Source organism: Xanthomonas fragariae, from assembly GCF_900183975.1.
Lineage (GTDB): Bacteria > Pseudomonadota > Gammaproteobacteria > Xanthomonadales > Xanthomonadaceae > Xanthomonas > Xanthomonas fragariae.
The window spans coordinates 1,785,996-1,800,838 of record NZ_LT853882.1; the positions used below are offsets into that span (position 1 = coordinate 1,785,996).

Genomic DNA, 14,843 nt, shown 5'->3' on the forward strand with positions numbered 1-14,843 from the left:
TTTCGGGCAGCAACTGCCCTACGGCGCAGCCGTCTTAGTGGATGTGGTGACTTATGAGTATCACTGTTTCTGTGAGTATCACCGATTTTTTGACGAATATCGGCAATTACAAATTCTTTCGTCTGATCAACGATTACCTGCGCGACGAGATTGCGATTTTCCAGTGGGAATTGTTGCAGCGCACGACCGCATGGGTGGGGGTGATGGCGCTGACGCTGCTGACGCTGTGCATTCTGATCCAGGGGTATCGGATTGTGACGGGCCAGTCGCGTGAGGCGGCGATGGGGCTGGTGGTGACGGCCCTGCGTGCGGCGTTGATCATCGGTGTTGCCACGAGCATGGCCAAGGGCTCGCCGCAGCTATATTGGACGCTGACCGACGGGATCAGCGAGGCGATCACCCAGACGGTGACCGGCGACTCCGACAGCCCGTACGAAGCGATCGACAAGAACCTGATGCTGATGCAGGTGGCGATGTCGGGTCTTGACCAGATCAAGACCGGCGGCGATGCCGAAAGCGATAGCGCCAAGGAGCGTGCGCGCTGGTTTACGGGCATCGGCATGGCGGGGCCTGGCGTGGTGGCGGGCTCGATGCTGCTGCTGAACAAGATAGCGATGGCGCTGGTGGTGGGGTTTGGTCCATTATTCATCCTGTGTCTGTTATTCCAAGCCACGAAGTCGCTTTTCAGCAAGTGGTTGTTGTACGGGGTCGGCACGATGTTCTCGTTGTCGGTGCTGACCTTTACGGTAAGCTTGGCGACGAAGGTAGTGGGTGCGGTAGGCGCGGCATTTTTGATGAAGTTTGCAATAAACGGCGGCACCGGCGAAGGCATCAGCAGCATGGCGCTGCAACAAGGAGGATTAGGCTTGGTACTGACGACGTTGATCATCACCGCACCGCCGATGGCTGCATCTTTCTTCCAGGGCACGCTGGGCCAGTTCACGGCGTACTCGGCGCTGGGGCAGCTGGATCGGGCGAGCCAGGATGGTAGTAGTGGGCGGTCGCAGGCGGTGCCGGTGCCGGCTAATGATGATGTGCGTTCTGTAAATGACCAAAGAAGGGCCAGTCAAGTTAATACGAGAAGCAGTGGTAATGAGACGCCTACTTCCACAGTAAGTACAGGTGCTCGCGGAATAGCTTCCAATAATCAGAATACTTAAATTCAATAAGGCAAGATATATGCGAATTTTATATATATTATTTTTTTTATTGGCTTTTGTGGTTAATGCAGATGCTCAAACTTCTTGCCCTGTCGGCGTGGCGCCGGGTAGCCCGCAATGTGGACCCGATTCCGGGACTTCTAGGGGCGATAGCCCAATGCCTCCACCTAGGCCTATAGGCGAATGGATTAAAACTTGGGGAGCTATTGTCAATGCAGAAGATAGTTCCGAGGCTTGGGCATCCACAGGAAAGACATCAAAAAAAGATGCGGAGGCTGACGCAATAGATCAATGTCAGGTTGCAGGGTTTCATGGCTGTACTGTTACTTTCACTTATCGGAATCAATGTGTTGCACTTGCATCCCCAAGCTCGACGCAGGGTAGATCAGGGGTGGCAGGTGGGCCAAGTATGGCTCTTGCAGAAGGCGACGCAATAGATATGTGTAGGAAAAAGGGCGGATCAAATTGTTCTGTTATTTATAAAGATTGTACTAAGCCGATATTTAAAAACTTTTAGAGCTCTCCTTGATTTAACTGATTGTAAAAGAATTTTCGGTTTTGATGCGTCTGTTTTGCATTAGGGAAGGTCTGAACAACTCCCTCTGATCCTGCGACAATCGTATAGAGCCAACGGAACGATAACGATGCAACTGTCTTTTGGCGACGCGGAGTACAACGGCAAGCGCAAGCGGACACTGCGCGAGGTGTTCTTGTCGGAGATGGATCAGGTGGTGCCGTGGAAGGACCTGCTGACGCTGATCGCGCCGCACTATCCGAGGTCGGGGCAACCGGGGCGACAGCCGTATCCGCTGGAGACGATGCTGCGCATCCACTTTGTGCAGCAGTGGTACGCACTGAGCGATCCGTCGGCAGAAGAGGCCCTGTACGACACGGTGTCGATGCGTCGTTTCGCCAAGATCGGCAGCTTGGACGAGGTGCCGGACGAGACCACGATTCTCAACTTCCGTCAGTTGCTGGAGCGGCATGATCTGGCACGCAAGCTATTCAACCGGGTCAACGCTCACCTGTCGCGCAAGGGACAGCGCCTGCGAGGCGGCACGATCGTGGACGCCACGATCATTGCTGCGCCTAGAGCGTGTTATGAACTTTGAAAGAGGGTGGCTGCATTTCCAAGCATCAGGATCGTGAAGACGACGAAGTGCAAACCGGCCAAGGTTTCCGGCAATCGCTCGTAGTCGCGTGCCAGCCGTCTGAAACGATTGGCCCATCCGAAGCTGCGCTCGACAACCCAACGGCGCGGCAGCAAGACAAAGCCTTTTTTCGCTTCTTGCAGCTTGATCACTTGCAACTCAATGCCTTCTTCCGTGGCCGCCTGCGCCGGTTCTTGACCGGTGTAGCCCTGATCAACAAAGGCGATCTTGACCGTTTCACCGGTCACGTGTTGTACCTCTTGTGCCAACGATCGGACTTGCGCGCGCTCCTGCTCATTAGCCGGCGTCACCTGGACAGCGAGCAGATGTCCAAGCGTATCGACGGCCATGTGTACCTTGCTGCCTTTCTTGCGTTTATAGCCATCGTATCCAGCACGCGGCCCGCTTTCGCAGGTGGACTGCAGCGTGCGAGCATCGAAAATGACCGCGCTCGGCTGGCCTTTTTTCCCTTGCGCCACACGCAAGAGTGAGCGCAGATCACTGACCATGGCCTCAAAGCAGCCCGCTTGCAGCCAGCGCTGTGTTTGCTGATACACCGCTTCCCAGGGCGGAAAATCGTTGGGAAGCAATCGCCATGGTGCGCCGGCGCGCGCGATCCACCGCAGTGCGTTGAACATCGCGCGTAGCTCATACTTGCGCTGCGGTGCCTGCACGTCCATCAGCGTCAAATAGGGAGCCGCAAAGGCCCATTCTTCGTCGGAAATATCGGTGGAATAAGGCTTACGAGGCTTCATCCGTATACGTTAGCGTGACAAGGGCAAAGTTCATAACACGCTCTAGTTCGACCAAGAACAAGGCCGGCGAGCGCGACCCGCAGATGCACCAGACCAAGAAAGGCAATCAGTATTACTTCGGGATGAAGGCGCATATCGGGGTAGACGATGCGTCCGGCCTGGTGCACCACGTGGAATGCACGGCGGCCAACGCGGCCGACATCACGCAGGCACACAAGCTGCTTCACGGCAAGGAGGACACGGTGTGCGGCGATAGCGGCTACACCGGGTTGGACAAGCGCAAAGAGATGGCGAGCAAGCGCAAGCTGCGCTACCTGATCGCGGAGAAGCCCTCGAAGCTACAGCAGATCAAGAGCAAGCGCGAATTGAAGTGGGCCCAACGCTGGGAGCACACCAAAGCCAGCCTACGTGCGAAGGTGGAACACCTGTTTCGAGTGATCAAGCGCCAGTTTGGCTACGTCAAGGTGCGCTATCGCGGCCTGGCGAAGAATACGGCGCAGGTGCTGACGCTGTTTGCGATGTCGAACCTGTGGATGAAGCGAAAGCAGTTGATGCCTGCCGTGGGGAAGGTGTGCCTGTAACCCGGGCAACACCCCGCAAACGCGCCGGAAACGGCGAAAAACCGAGGATCTGAGCGTCGTTGGCGTGACCGATGTGGCTTGCCTCATCCTCTGACCGCGTTGATCAGACCATCCTTAGCTCAGTTGACGGCGTGCTCAATACTGGAAGGCGTGGGTTAGGATGGTATTGCCTTAAAGCCGTAGTCGGATGTGCCGGCCATAAACAATCGGCCTGCAAGTAATGAGGGTTAATATGGTGGGTGGCTCCTATACGCTAGGCTAATATCTATATAATTTTTATTATATTTTATCTATCTTAATTATATTGGCATTGATGAGGGGTTCGGAGTGATTGAAGTTTCAAGAAGCTTATACTTAGCATTAATTGTCGCGGTATTGTCGTGTCTGAGTGCATGCAAGCAAGAAAGTCTACAGCAGCAGAAAACCGTTGCGAGCCAATCGCAAAATTCGGGTGAAGGTGAAAGTAATCCTGTTCTTCAAGGTCAGAATCCAAAAGGAAGTGAAAATTCAGAAGCTTCTTCTGCCGCTAAGGAAAATGCAGGTACAGCTTCCAGTCCTGAATCGGTTGATATTGAAAAGCTCGCAGTTGGATTTAAAGAAGGTATGCCATACGGTGATCTACGCAGAAACGTGATTTCCAGCAACTGGAAGCCAAAGGTTCATCCGGAATGTAAAAAAAATGTAATTGGTGATGACTTTGAAAGTATATGCTCAAAGGACCCCCAGCAATGTATGGTCTGTGACGAATTACCGGAACTGAATGTCTGTAGCGGTGATGGTAACTGCATAACAGAATTCTCCAGTAACGATGGTCGTAAAGTCTTGAAAGTATCCACCTATGGTGAGATTCAGGACGGTTTGGTGGAAGGTAAAAAGTCCCGGCTTTTTGTTTCTTGGTGGGATGTTTCATCCAGTGGCAACTGATTGAATTCAGTTTTTTCAACTTCACAGGAGGTGCGAGATATGAGTAGTCCCTTAGCAGATTTGATTCAGCGCGGTGAGTCTGGGCGTAGCAACTACAATGCTTATAACCGAGGCACCTATGTTGGAGCTGATGAGCGAGAGCATATCCGCGGAAGCACAGGCTCCTTGGATTTTTCATCCATGACCGTTGGTGATGTCATGGATAGTCAGGCTTTGCCTAGAGGCGATGAAGATCGGCTTTTTGCGGTGGGGCGCTATCAGGTCATATCTTCTACAATGAGCGCTGCTGTAGATAAGCTGGGTCTTGATCGGTCTCATGCTTTTACGCCAGAGGTTCAAGATCAGGTATTTTCTGACTACCTGATAACGCACAAGAAGTCTGACGTTCGCAAGTACATTACCGGTGAGCCCGGTTCATCGTTACATGATGCACAAAATGCTCTCTCGCAAGAGTGGGCGAGTATTGCCGATCCAGATACTGGAAAAAGCTACTACGACAAGCCCGGTGGCTCGAATCATGCCTCGATCACCAGCGCAGAGACAGCGCAAGCCTTGAACACTATGCGCCAGTCATACCGCGAAGCAATTGAAAGCGGTGTGTCACCTGAGCAGGCTTGGAAGCAAATCAATTCCCAGCCTTCCCAGCAGCTTGCTGCACCTCAGCAGCCAAGACGCGACGCGTCGCACTCTGCACAGCTGGACAACGGCGAGCGCGGCCAGTCAATCAAGCAACTGCAAAGCCAGCTAGCCCAACTCGGCTATCAAGGCCGCGACGGCAGGCCGTTGCATGCCGATGGCGACTTCGGCGCCAACACCAAGCACGCCGTGGAGCAATTTCAGCGTGAGCACGGTCTGCATGTGGATGGTGTGGTGGGACGACAGACGCATGCTGCTTTAGGCCAAGCGCTGTCGCAGCACACCGCCAAACACGTCGAGCAGACCGCCGCTCCAACTGTGCCTGCACTGGCGGGCGTGCTTTTGCTGTCCGATCCGCGCCACCCAGACAGCGCGATGTATAACGGCGCGGTCAGCAAGTTGGAAGCACTGGGCGAACGTGGCGGTTTCTCCAACCGGCAAGAGCTCCAGCAAGCGGCTGGACAGCTGGTGTTTGAAGCCAAGGTGGATGGTCTAAAACGCATCGACCACGTGACGCTCAGCAAGAGCGGTGATAGGTTTTTTGCCTTGCAGGGCGAAATGACCGACCCGGCGATGCGCCTGGTATTTGTGGATCGCGATCAGGTGCAAACTCGGCCGTTGGAGCACAGCAGCCGGCAAGTGGCCGAGGAAAATCAGCGGCAGGCGCAGCAAGCGCAGACACAGCCGCAGACGCCAGACCCCGGTACGCGCGGCCTAACGCTCTAGAACGTCGTTACGCCAAGTCGTAACGCTCAACTGACAACTGATGGCCTTGGTATCTGCCAGGGCCATCGTGCTTTTGGCGCTTTTATCTGGCACTGGAAAACGGCGCACCGACCGGCTTCAACCCATTCCAGTGCGAGCGCAACGAGGCCAACACGCAGTTTCTGTCCGAGCTGATCAAGGTGCTGGGCGGCAAGGCCGATTACAGCTCGCGCGAGGAAGAAGACATCTACCGTGCAGTGGAAGGCATGCTGGACACGCCGATGCACTTGCGCAGCATGAGCAACTTTCGCAAGAGCCTGCCCAACATGGGCGACGACGGGCTGTATGCACGGCTGCGTCGCTGGACCGCCGGCAACTCGCTGGGCTGGGTGTTCGACAACCCGGTGGACACGATCGATCTGCAAAACGCCTCGATCATTGGTTTCGACTACACCGATGTGATCGACAACGCCGAAGTGCGGGTGCCGGTGATCAATTATCTGCTGCACCGGTTGGAAGCGCTGATCGACGGGCGTCCGCTGATCTATGTGATGGACGAATTCTGGAAGATCCTGGACGGCAAGGGCGGCTTGAAGGACTTTGCCAAGAACAAGCAGAAGACCATCCGTAAGCAAAACGGTCTGGGCATCTTTGCCACGCAAAGCCCGGAGGATGCGCTTGCCAGCGACATTGCCGCGGCGCTGATCGAGCAGACGGCCACGATGATCCTGTTGCCCAATCCGAGCGCCAGCCGCAGCGACTATATGGAAGGGCTCAAGCTGACCGATGCGGAGTATCGGGTGGTGGCGTCGTTGGACGAGCGCTCGCGCTGCTTTCTGGTCAAGCAGGGCCACGCCTCGGCGGTGTGCCAGCTCAACCTGCGCGGCATGGACGATGCGCTGTCGGTGATTTCGTCGTCGACCGACAACATCGAGATTCTGCATCAGGTGCTGGCGCGCCAGGCTGGCCAGCTGGGGGTGAGCGTGGAGCAGCTGACCCCGGAGCAGTGGCTGGAGGCGTTCTACGCCAACCGCAAGGGCTCGGGCAAGCGCACCTCGGCCAAGGACAAGGAGGTCGAAGATGCGTAATGCCCGCATCGATCGACAGGTTCACCCGGCAACCCATCCGTTAGTGTCACAGGAGGCGAAGAACACCATGACAACCAGGTTCAGACAGTTTTCTCGAGTATGTGCGGGCCTGGTGCTGCTGTGCCTTGCGGGCGCGGCCAGTGCGCAGTGGGAGGTGGTCGACAAGGCGCTCAATGAAAAGGCCGACGCAATTCGCAAGAACCAGGCGATCAATCATGGCGATGGAGAGCAGTCCAGTGGCGAAGAAGTCGCAAAGCCCAAGGAGAAGCTGGGGAGGATTCCGGACGATCAAGGCGTTGCGGCCTGTGCTGCCACCACCACTGGTACGCCGGTGTCCGGTTCGCAGAAAGAGTCCTGCGAGTTGGTCCAGCGCACGCTCAATGCGCAGTACAACTATGTGGTGGCGATGTATGAGATCACGAATGAGCGGCTGAAGCGGCTGCGCAAGATCGAGAAAAACCGGCAGGAGATCGGCGGGCAGAATATCGGCTTGCTGGAAAGCAACACCAACCAGCTGCTGGCGTTGAAAGCGATGATGGAGATCGACCGGCAGCAGATGGAATCGGCGATGTTCGCCTACGACAAGCGGGTAGCGTATCTGACCGGTCAACAGACGGCCGCGGCCAAGGCGGCGATGGCCGGCAAGGAAGCGCCGAATACGAATAATCGCCCCTTCTGGATTCCAACGTGGGTGCCGGATAACCTGCTGAATCTTGGCCAGACGATCGTGGCGGGTGTGGCGATGGAGGTGGCATTCAAAGCGATCAAATCCAAAAAGCCAGATGGAATGCGAGAACTGGCGATCGACAAGGACTGAGGCGCCTTGACGATGGCGCAAGCGCGTATGCAATGGACTCAATTTCGGGCAGCAACTGCCCTACGGCGCAGCCGTCTTAGTGGATGTGGTGACTTATGAGTATCACTGTTTCTGTGAGTATCACCGATTTTTTGACGAATATCGGCAATTACAAATTCTTTCGTCTGATCAACGATTACCTGCGCGACGAGATTGCGATTTTCCAGTGGGAATTGTTGCAGCGCACGACCGCATGGGTGGGGGTGATGGCGCTGACGCTGCTGACGCTGTGCATTCTGATCCAGGGGTATCGGATTGTGACGGGCCAGTCGCGTGAGGCGGCGATGGGGCTGGTGGTGACGGCCCTGCGTGCGGCGTTGATCATCGGTGTTGCCACGAGCATGGCCAAGGGCTCGCCGCAGCTATATTGGACGCTGACCGACGGGATCAGCGAGGCGATCACCCAGACGGTGACCGGCGACTCCGACAGCCCGTACGAAGCGATCGACAAGAACCTGATGCTGATGCAGGTGGCGATGTCGGGTCTTGACCAGATCAAGACCGGCGGCGATGCCGAAAGCGATAGCGCCAAGGAGCGTGCGCGCTGGTTTACGGGCATCGGCATGGCGGGGCCTGGCGTGGTGGCGGGCTCGATGCTGCTGCTGAACAAGATAGCGATGGCGCTGGTGGTGGGGTTTGGTCCATTATTCATCCTGTGTCTGCTATTCCAAGCCACGAAGTCGCTTTTCAGCAAGTGGTTGTTGTACGGGGTCGGCACGATGTTCTCGTTGTCGGTGCTGACCTTTACGGTAAGCTTGGCGACGAAGGTAGTGGGTGCGGTAGGCGCGGCATTTTTGATGAAGTTTGCAATAAACGGCGGCACCGGCGAAGGCATCAGCAGCATGGCGCTGCAACAAGGAGGATTAGGCTTGGTACTGACGACGTTGATCATCACCGCACCGCCGATGGCTGCATCTTTCTTCCAGGGCACGCTGGGCCAGTTCACGGCGTACTCGGCGCTGGGGCAGCTGGATCGGGCGAGCCAGGATGGTAGTGGTGGGCGGTCGCAGATGGTGGCAGAGCCGGTTCTTAGAAATGAACCTAGGGCCAATGAAATAGATAAGCTTGGTTATCGAGTGTCTGGAAGTCCACAGCAAGAAGTTGCTCACAATCAAGGCCGCTTAGGAAAAGCTAATGTTTGATTTAGGTATAATGAGCAGGCGTGCTTGCTTCTTGCTAATACTGATTAGTCTCAGCTGTTGTTTCGGTGCGCAGGCGCAAACTGCTTGCCCAAACGGTGTTGCTCCAGGTAGTCCGCAATGCGGGCCTGATTCTGGAACATCTAGGGCTGATTCTCCTCCGCCTCAGCCGACTGGTAAATGGATTAAAACTTGGGGTGCCCTCGCAAAAAATGCTTCTGGCGACATGGGTTTTGCTAGCGGAAAAATTAGTAAGAGCGATGCCCAAGCTGAAGCTGCAGAGCGCTGCGAGTCATTTGAATCGGGAGAGTGTAAAGTATTTGAAATATTTTATAACGAATGTATTTCTACGGCGGTTTCAGCTTCTGGACACGCGGGAATCGGAGTTGCGGGTAGTAAAGAGCAAGCTTCAACCTTAGCGATCAAAGAGTGCGAGGGTGGATTTGGAGGAGTATGCAAGATAACTCTTGCTGAATGCAGTCGGCCAGTTTTTCAGAATTTCTAGGGATGTGATGTATATGAGGCTTGGTGTCGCTAGTGACCGCCGTGCTAATTGGGTAGATTTTTTTCCCATCAATTTTTCTATGATGTTAATTGCTATATTATTAGCGGTTCTCATAAGTGGGTGTAATATCCAAAATCAGGGAAATATTGATGACGGGAATTTGAATCTAGAAAAATCTAGAATCGCCAATAAATTCGATGCTAACGTAAAGGGTAATCGAAGGGCTGCTGAAATTGAAAAAAATTCTGCTGTTGAAGCGGAACAAAGACGTATTGTTCGGGAGCAAGATAAGTTATTAGAGAAGGCGCTCAACGGCGAGACGCAGCAGCAGCGTGGCGAGCTGGCGAAAAGCGTGCAACTGCGCTTCTCCTATCGGCAGTGCGTTAAGAATTCAGACGCAGTCATGCCAGTATTGATGAACTGCAACAATGAAGAATATGAGTATCAGGATGCCCGTCTAAACAAGGTCTATCATCGCCTATTGAGTAAGTTGCCGGCGGACGAGAAAGTTGCACTCAAGCAGGAAGAGCGAGATTGGATCAAGCAGCGTGACGCGCTTTGCCAATCAAATGGATCACTTGGTGGTGGGCAGGCTGAAGAGTTGGAGGACAGGTCTTGCGAGTTGAACGCAACAGCGAAGCGTGCCGATGAGCTGGAGAGCCGTTAAATCCACTTGATTTATATAGCAAATTGAAAAAATTTGAGGATTCAATAATGGCGACTATGGATGGATGGCACTTGGGAATGACTTCTGCGCGGCGCGAAAGCGGCGGGTGCGGAGTCGAAGCAATTTCAACGGGTAAAGGTGATCACGGTGGCGTTTCTTATGGCGTTTACCAACTGGCCTCCAATTCTGGAACGTTGAGGGAGTATTTAGATCGGTCGCGTTATGGCAAGGATTTTTCCGGGTTGTCGCCTGCTACTGCCGCCTTCAATGAGAAGTGGACCCAGCTTGCACGTACCGACCCAGCGTTTGGGCAGGACCAGCATGATTTCATCAAAAGTACGCACTACGACAAGCAGGTTGCGTCCCTGAAAGCGGGTGGGCTTGATCTGAGCGACCGTGGGCCTGCTGTTCAGGACGCAATCTGGAGTAGCTCAGTGCAGTACCGTGGCTTGACTCCGTCGTTATTTCGGGAGGGGCTGACAGAGAAATTTGGCAAAAACTATCAACTCGCTGATTTATCGGATAAGCAGATCGTCGAAGCAGTACAAGACTACAAGTACTCTCATACCGAAACGTTATTCAAGAGTTCGCCCACTCAATGGGACTCCCTGCGTCATCGTGCTCTTAATGAAAAGCAGGATTTAGTTGACCTAGCCGAAGGTCGGCTGCCAACTCAAGGCTCGTCAGCTAGGCATTACAGCGCTCCACAGTCGCACGACGAAAAGCTGGACAACGGCGAGCGCGGCCAGTCAATCAAGCAACTGCAAAGCCAGCTAGCCCAACTCGGCTATCGAGGCCGCGACGGCAGGCCGTTGCATGCCGATGGCGACTTCGGCGCCAACACCAAGCACGCCGTGGAGCAATTTCAGCGTGAGCACGGTCTGCATGTGGATGGTGTGGTGGGACGACAGACGCATGCTGCTTTAGGCCAAGCGCTGTCGCAGCACACCGCCAAACACGTCGAGCAGACCGCCGCTCCAACTGTGCCTGCACTGGCCGGCGTGCTTTTGCTTTCCGATCCGCGCCACCCAGATAGCGCGATGTATAACGGCGCGGTCAGCAAGTTGGAAGCACTGGGCGAACGTGGCGGTTTCTCCAATCGGCAAGAGCTCCAGCAAGCGGCTGGACAGCTGGTGTTTGAAGCCAAGGTGGATGGTCTAAAACGCATCGACCACGTGACGCTCAGCAAGAGCGGTGATAGGTTTTTTGCCTTGCAGGGCGAAATGACCGACCCGGCGATGCGCCTGGTATTTGTGGATCGCGATCAAGCGCAGACTCGGCCGTTGGAGCACAGCAGCCGGCAAATGGCCGAGGAAAATCAGCGGCAGGCGCAGCAAGCGCAGACACAGCCGCAGACGCCAGACCCCGGTACGCGCGGCCTAACGCTCTAGGGAAGGTCTGAACAACGCACCAGACCTCTAAAATTCGAGCCTGCTGCGTGCCAATAGCGCACAGAGTTGATGCGTACGATACGATTTCTACGGTTTCTTGCGGCGTTGGCTGGCGCCAGACAGCATTATCCCCTGGCCGGCAGCAACTGCCGGCGCACCATCCACAGATTGGATAGTGCGAACAGGGTCAGCACATGCGCGGTGTTCTTGGCCAAGCCGCGATAGCGGACCTTGGTGTAGCCAAACTGGCGTTTGATCACGCGGAATGGATGCTCCACCTTCGCACGCACACTTGCTTTGAAGTATTCCCAACGTTCTTCCTGGCGGCGCTCGCGTTTGTTGCCAATGGCTTGAATCGTCGAACGCTTGGCGGCAATGAAAAAACCAGCCTTGCAGGTCTGCAGTTCTTCGCGTTTGTCCGCACCGGTGTAGCCGCTGTCGCCGAACACACTGTCTTCTTTGCCGTGCAGCAATGCGTGGGTCACCGCGACATCGGCCACATTGGCAGCCGTACAACGGACATGGTGCACCAGCCCGGAAAACTCATCCACGCCGATGGGTGCCTTCATCCCGAAATACCACTGATTGCCTTTCTTGGTCTGATGCATTTCAGGGTCGTGCGCGCGGTCGGTGTTCTTGGTCGAACTGGGCGCAGCGATCAGGGTTGCATCGACGATCGTGCCGGACCGCAGGCTCTGACCCTTGCGCACCAGATCCGCGTTGACGGCCTCCAGCATCCGCGCTGCAAGGCCATGGGTTTCCAGCAAGCGGCGAAAGTTGAGAATCGTGGTCTCGTCGGGAACATTGTCCAAACCGCCGAGCTGGGCAAAACGGCGCAAGGTCGGGATCTCGTGCAACGCTTCTTCCATCGCCGGATCGCTCAACGCATACCACTGCTGCAGCAAATGAATCCGCAACATCGTCGCCAGTGCGTACGGCTGTCGACCAGGCCGCCCCGACACCGGATAGTGCGGCGCGATCAGTCCGAGCAAATGCCTCCACGGAACCACCTGCTCCATCTCGGCCAGGAAGATCTCGCGGCGAGTCTGCTTGCGCTTGCCCAAACCTTCAGCGTCACCGAACGTCAGTTGCATGGATGACTCCTCAACGTAGGTGTGTAGTGTCGCGCATTTGAAGTGCGTTTGAAGTGCGTTGTTCAGAGGTTCCCTAGATGCGCAAGCCAAGCTCTATGAGCAAGAATACGATCCCGATACGAAAGTGGTGGCCAGAGCACAGCGGCGCTTGGCGCGAACGAAGAGGCATGTCTCCCCGCGCATCCAAGCGATCCAGCAGGGACGGATCAAGCGGGCTCGAAAAGCGATGGTGGAGGCGGGCGGAGCCTGTAAACGCCCTCAGACAACCCCTTGAACCTAAAGAAATTTGGGTCCAACAGATGTGCCTGCTTTGATACCTCGAATGATACCTCGAAATGGGGGGAGAAGATGCGCCCAGATGCCGCGAGGTGAGTAGACAATTCGACCGGCTCAGCAGACATCAGGTTTTTCCTACGACCCAACCGGCCAAATTGGTGGCACACTCGGGTGAACTGCCAAGGCGGAGCCTTGGGACACGGAGTCTGTGGCGTCATCCAGGGGGGAGAGACGTTCAGGGGGGAGAGACGTTGGCTACATTTACGATCTATTTGCTGCGTGAGTCTGTCAAAACGGCACGAGATGCTGTCATCGATGGTGCCAAAGAACATCCCATTGAAGATGGGCTTTCAAAATATGGACAGCTGTTCGTCAAAGACACAAAGCCTAAGCCACCCAAATGGGCTGAGCTGTTCGAAAGCTACATCGATAAAAAGCTTCTTGGGACCGTCCAGTCCTCTTCGGCAGCTTTTATAATTCCAGTCGATCAGCGTCTTTTTGCCCTAACTTTTGGACAAGGGCGTTTCTTGCTTCATCCGGATGCCTATGAAGAACGGTTCGGATTGATCGTAACGCTCAATTCAATTAATTCCGATGCGCTGCGAAGCATTGATAAGCGGGCATTTGTCGAAGACCAAAATAGCAGAGTCCAAACAGCACAAGCCGCGTCAGCGTTAAGTTTTGGAGTTGATATCGAACGCGATTTAGTTCGCGGCATTGTGGGTCGCCCAGTGGATTTCAGACTTGGGAGAAGGTTGGCCGGTGCTGATGCTTTAACCGTCACCTCTGACGTCAGAGTTCCTGGCCTCAGAGCTTTATTGCGGCGTTATCTCAAAAAATTCGAGTCCAAAGACTACCAAGCCAATTTCCCGTGGATTGACCAAGTCCGCCAGCTGATCCCCAAAGGAACAATTGCCACCAAGTTAGATGCCATGCTTGTCGATAAAGTAAAAGAAGCTTGGCACAACAACGGTGTTGTTGATGGTTGCTGGCTGGCAGTTCCCGATATTGTGGATTGGGAAAAGGTCGATGGGTTTAAATTCACAAGCGCAAAGGGAGAGGGTGTGTGGAGTGATCTACGTTTTCGGGCTCTGATTGCTGCGCATCCTGGCGAAGAGCCTAGTCTTTCTTTTCTCCGTAAACATTATGCGATGTCTGTTGATGAAGACGAAAAAACAGTGGACAGATGGGCGCTTTATCGCTGCATTCATTGTGAAATTGATGATGATGGGAAGTCTTACATTCTTTCAGCTGGGCGCTGGTTTGAAGTTGACAAAGACTTTGTAAGCGCAGTAGAGAGTTCCTTTAAAGACATCGCGAAATATCCCGGCTCTCTACCTGTCTATAATCATGAAGACGAAGGGCAATACAACGAGTCCGCAGTGGCTGGAAGTGGTGGCCGCTGGTGTCTGATGGATAAAAAGATGCTCCGCGTCGGAGGAATTCACGACAAGGTCGAGTTTTGCGATCTCTATGGCAGTGGAGAAATCATCCATGTCAAGCATTACGGAAGTTCTGCTGTCCTAGCCCATTTGTTCAATCAGGGCCTTGTATCTGGTGAACTACTTCGTTCGCATGAGCCGTATGTTTCCCTCGCCAACAAAGAGCTTTTAATGACTCACCAGCTTTCGCTAGATCCTGCTGGTGAGAAGTTCTCTGTTCGGGATGTAGCACCATACACCATTGTTTTTGCAATCATTAGCCAGTCGAATAAGCCAGACCTCCACCTACCTTTTTTTGCAAAGGTGATCCTAAAAAGCGTTCATGCAAGGCTAGTTGAGCTGGGATATGCAAATGTGATGTTAGCCAAGGTGGATTGCAGCACTGGTGTTTCCAGTGCAAAGGTCAAGCCTACTCCAATAAGAAAGAGGCGTGCCAAGCGATCCAGTCTACGTCGTGCAGGATAATGCTGTGA

At 54.5% G+C, this 14,843-nt stretch carries 12 protein-coding genes and 4 pseudogenes; 14 read left to right on the top strand and 2 right to left on the bottom strand.

What is annotated here, in order from left to right; all coding sequences use genetic code 11:
• Nucleotides 1–53 precede the first annotated feature (53 nt).
• The 3 genes and pseudogenes from PD885_RS08280 to PD885_RS08290 form a co-directional block, all read left to right on the top strand.
• A complete protein-coding gene (locus PD885_RS08280; RefSeq protein ID WP_088056789.1) occupies nt 54–1,160 on the top strand; it encodes a TrbL/VirB6 family protein in 1,107 nt (368 codons plus the stop codon).
• A 157-nt stretch (nt 1,161–1,317) separates the two neighbouring features.
• Nucleotides 1,318–1,677 (top strand): DUF4189 domain-containing protein, encoded by a 360-nt coding sequence (locus PD885_RS08285; RefSeq protein ID WP_323193939.1) that lies wholly within the window; start codon nt 1,318–1,320, stop codon nt 1,675–1,677.
• 127 nt (nt 1,678–1,804) lie between these two features.
• Nucleotides 1,805–2,251 (top strand): annotated as a pseudogene (locus tag PD885_RS08290) (IS5 family transposase); the annotation flags it as partial.
• An 8-nt stretch (nt 2,252–2,259) separates the two neighbouring features.
• Here PD885_RS08290 and PD885_RS08295 read toward each other — a convergent pair.
• Nucleotides 2,260–3,066: an IS5 family transposase gene (locus PD885_RS08295; RefSeq protein WP_002802516.1), complete on the bottom strand. Its 807-nt coding sequence runs from the start codon at nt 3,064–3,066 to the stop codon at nt 2,260–2,262.
• Nucleotides 3,067–3,104: 38 nt separating this feature from the next.
• On the opposite strand from PD885_RS08295, the pseudogene PD885_RS08300 reads away from it, so the two are divergent.
• The 9 genes and pseudogenes from PD885_RS08300 to PD885_RS22500 form a co-directional block, all read left to right on the top strand.
• A pseudogene (locus tag PD885_RS08300) lies at nt 3,105–3,647 on the top strand (IS5 family transposase); the annotation flags it as partial.
• 327 nt (nt 3,648–3,974) lie between these two features.
• A complete protein-coding gene (locus PD885_RS20620; protein WP_145954055.1) occupies nt 3,975–4,571 on the top strand; it encodes a hypothetical protein in 597 nt (198 codons plus the stop codon).
• A gap of 165 nt (nt 4,572–4,736) precedes the next feature.
• The gene (locus PD885_RS08310; protein WP_231892731.1) at nt 4,737–5,933 is read left to right on the top strand and encodes a peptidoglycan-binding domain-containing protein; all 1,197 of its coding nucleotides are present in this window, start codon (nt 4,737–4,739) and stop codon (nt 5,931–5,933) included.
• A gap of 83 nt (nt 5,934–6,016) precedes the next feature.
• Nucleotides 6,017–7,000, top strand: a pseudogene (locus PD885_RS08315) (TraG/VirB4 family ATPase); the annotation flags it as partial.
• Nucleotides 6,993–7,817 carry a hypothetical protein gene (locus PD885_RS08320; RefSeq protein ID WP_231892730.1) on the top strand — a complete coding sequence of 275 codons (825 nt, stop codon included), beginning with the start codon at nt 6,993–6,995 and terminating at the stop codon, nt 7,815–7,817. The pseudogene PD885_RS08315 and the gene PD885_RS08320, both read left to right, overlap by 8 nt.
• A gap of 95 nt (nt 7,818–7,912) precedes the next feature.
• Nucleotides 7,913–8,998, top strand: coding sequence for a TrbL/VirB6 family protein (locus tag PD885_RS08325; RefSeq protein WP_231895771.1), 1,086 nt, complete (start codon nt 7,913–7,915; stop codon nt 8,996–8,998).
• Nucleotides 8,991–9,500 (top strand): DUF4189 domain-containing protein, encoded by a 510-nt coding sequence (locus PD885_RS08330; protein ID WP_082244237.1) that lies wholly within the window; start codon nt 8,991–8,993, stop codon nt 9,498–9,500. The genes PD885_RS08325 and PD885_RS08330 overlap by 8 nt, the downstream gene beginning before the upstream one ends.
• Nucleotides 9,463–10,167: a lysozyme inhibitor LprI family protein gene (locus PD885_RS08335; protein ID WP_002806086.1), complete on the top strand. Its 705-nt coding sequence runs from the start codon at nt 9,463–9,465 to the stop codon at nt 10,165–10,167. Before PD885_RS08330 ends, PD885_RS08335 begins: the two co-directional genes overlap by 38 nt.
• A gap of 47 nt (nt 10,168–10,214) precedes the next feature.
• Entirely contained in the window at nt 10,215–11,558 is a 1,344-nt protein-coding gene (locus PD885_RS22500) for a peptidoglycan-binding domain-containing protein (protein WP_040762542.1), read from the top strand.
• A gap of 125 nt (nt 11,559–11,683) precedes the next feature.
• On the opposite strand, the gene PD885_RS08345 is transcribed toward PD885_RS22500, so the two are convergent.
• Nucleotides 11,684–12,652, bottom strand: coding sequence for an IS5 family transposase (locus PD885_RS08345; RefSeq protein WP_088056790.1), 969 nt, complete (start codon nt 12,650–12,652; stop codon nt 11,684–11,686).
• A 73-nt stretch (nt 12,653–12,725) separates the two neighbouring features.
• Here PD885_RS08345 and PD885_RS22505 point away from each other — a divergent pair.
• Together PD885_RS22505 and PD885_RS08355 are read left to right on the top strand one after the other, a co-directional pair.
• Nucleotides 12,726–12,908, top strand: a pseudogene (locus PD885_RS22505) (MobA/MobL family protein); the annotation flags it as partial.
• Between the two features lie 271 nt (nt 12,909–13,179).
• A complete protein-coding gene (locus PD885_RS08355; RefSeq protein ID WP_159087649.1) occupies nt 13,180–14,835 on the top strand; it encodes a DUF6119 family protein in 1,656 nt (551 codons plus the stop codon).
• The last annotated feature ends 8 nt before the right edge of the window (nt 14,836–14,843 follow it).

Bases quoted from the DNA above. Each gene is read 5' to 3' on its own strand.
- PD885_RS08320 (WP_231892730.1), top strand. From the start codon at position 6,993: ATGCGTAATGCCCGCATCGATCGACAGGTTCACCCGGCAACCCATCCG.
- PD885_RS08345 (WP_088056790.1), bottom strand. From the start codon at position 12,652: ATGCAACTGACGTTCGGTGACGCTGAAGGTTTGGGCAAGCGCAAGCAG.
- PD885_RS08280 (WP_088056789.1), top strand. From the start codon at position 54: ATGAGTATCACTGTTTCTGTGAGTATCACCGATTTTTTGACGAATATC.
- PD885_RS08330 (WP_082244237.1), top strand. From the start codon at position 8,991: ATGTTTGATTTAGGTATAATGAGCAGGCGTGCTTGCTTCTTGCTAATA.
- PD885_RS22500 (WP_040762542.1), top strand. From the start codon at position 10,215: ATGGCGACTATGGATGGATGGCACTTGGGAATGACTTCTGCGCGGCGC.
- PD885_RS08285 (WP_323193939.1), top strand. From the start codon at position 1,318: ATGCCTCCACCTAGGCCTATAGGCGAATGGATTAAAACTTGGGGAGCT.
- PD885_RS08295 (WP_002802516.1), bottom strand. From the start codon at position 3,066: ATGAAGCCTCGTAAGCCTTATTCCACCGATATTTCCGACGAAGAATGG.
- PD885_RS08325 (WP_231895771.1), top strand. From the start codon at position 7,913: ATGAGTATCACTGTTTCTGTGAGTATCACCGATTTTTTGACGAATATC.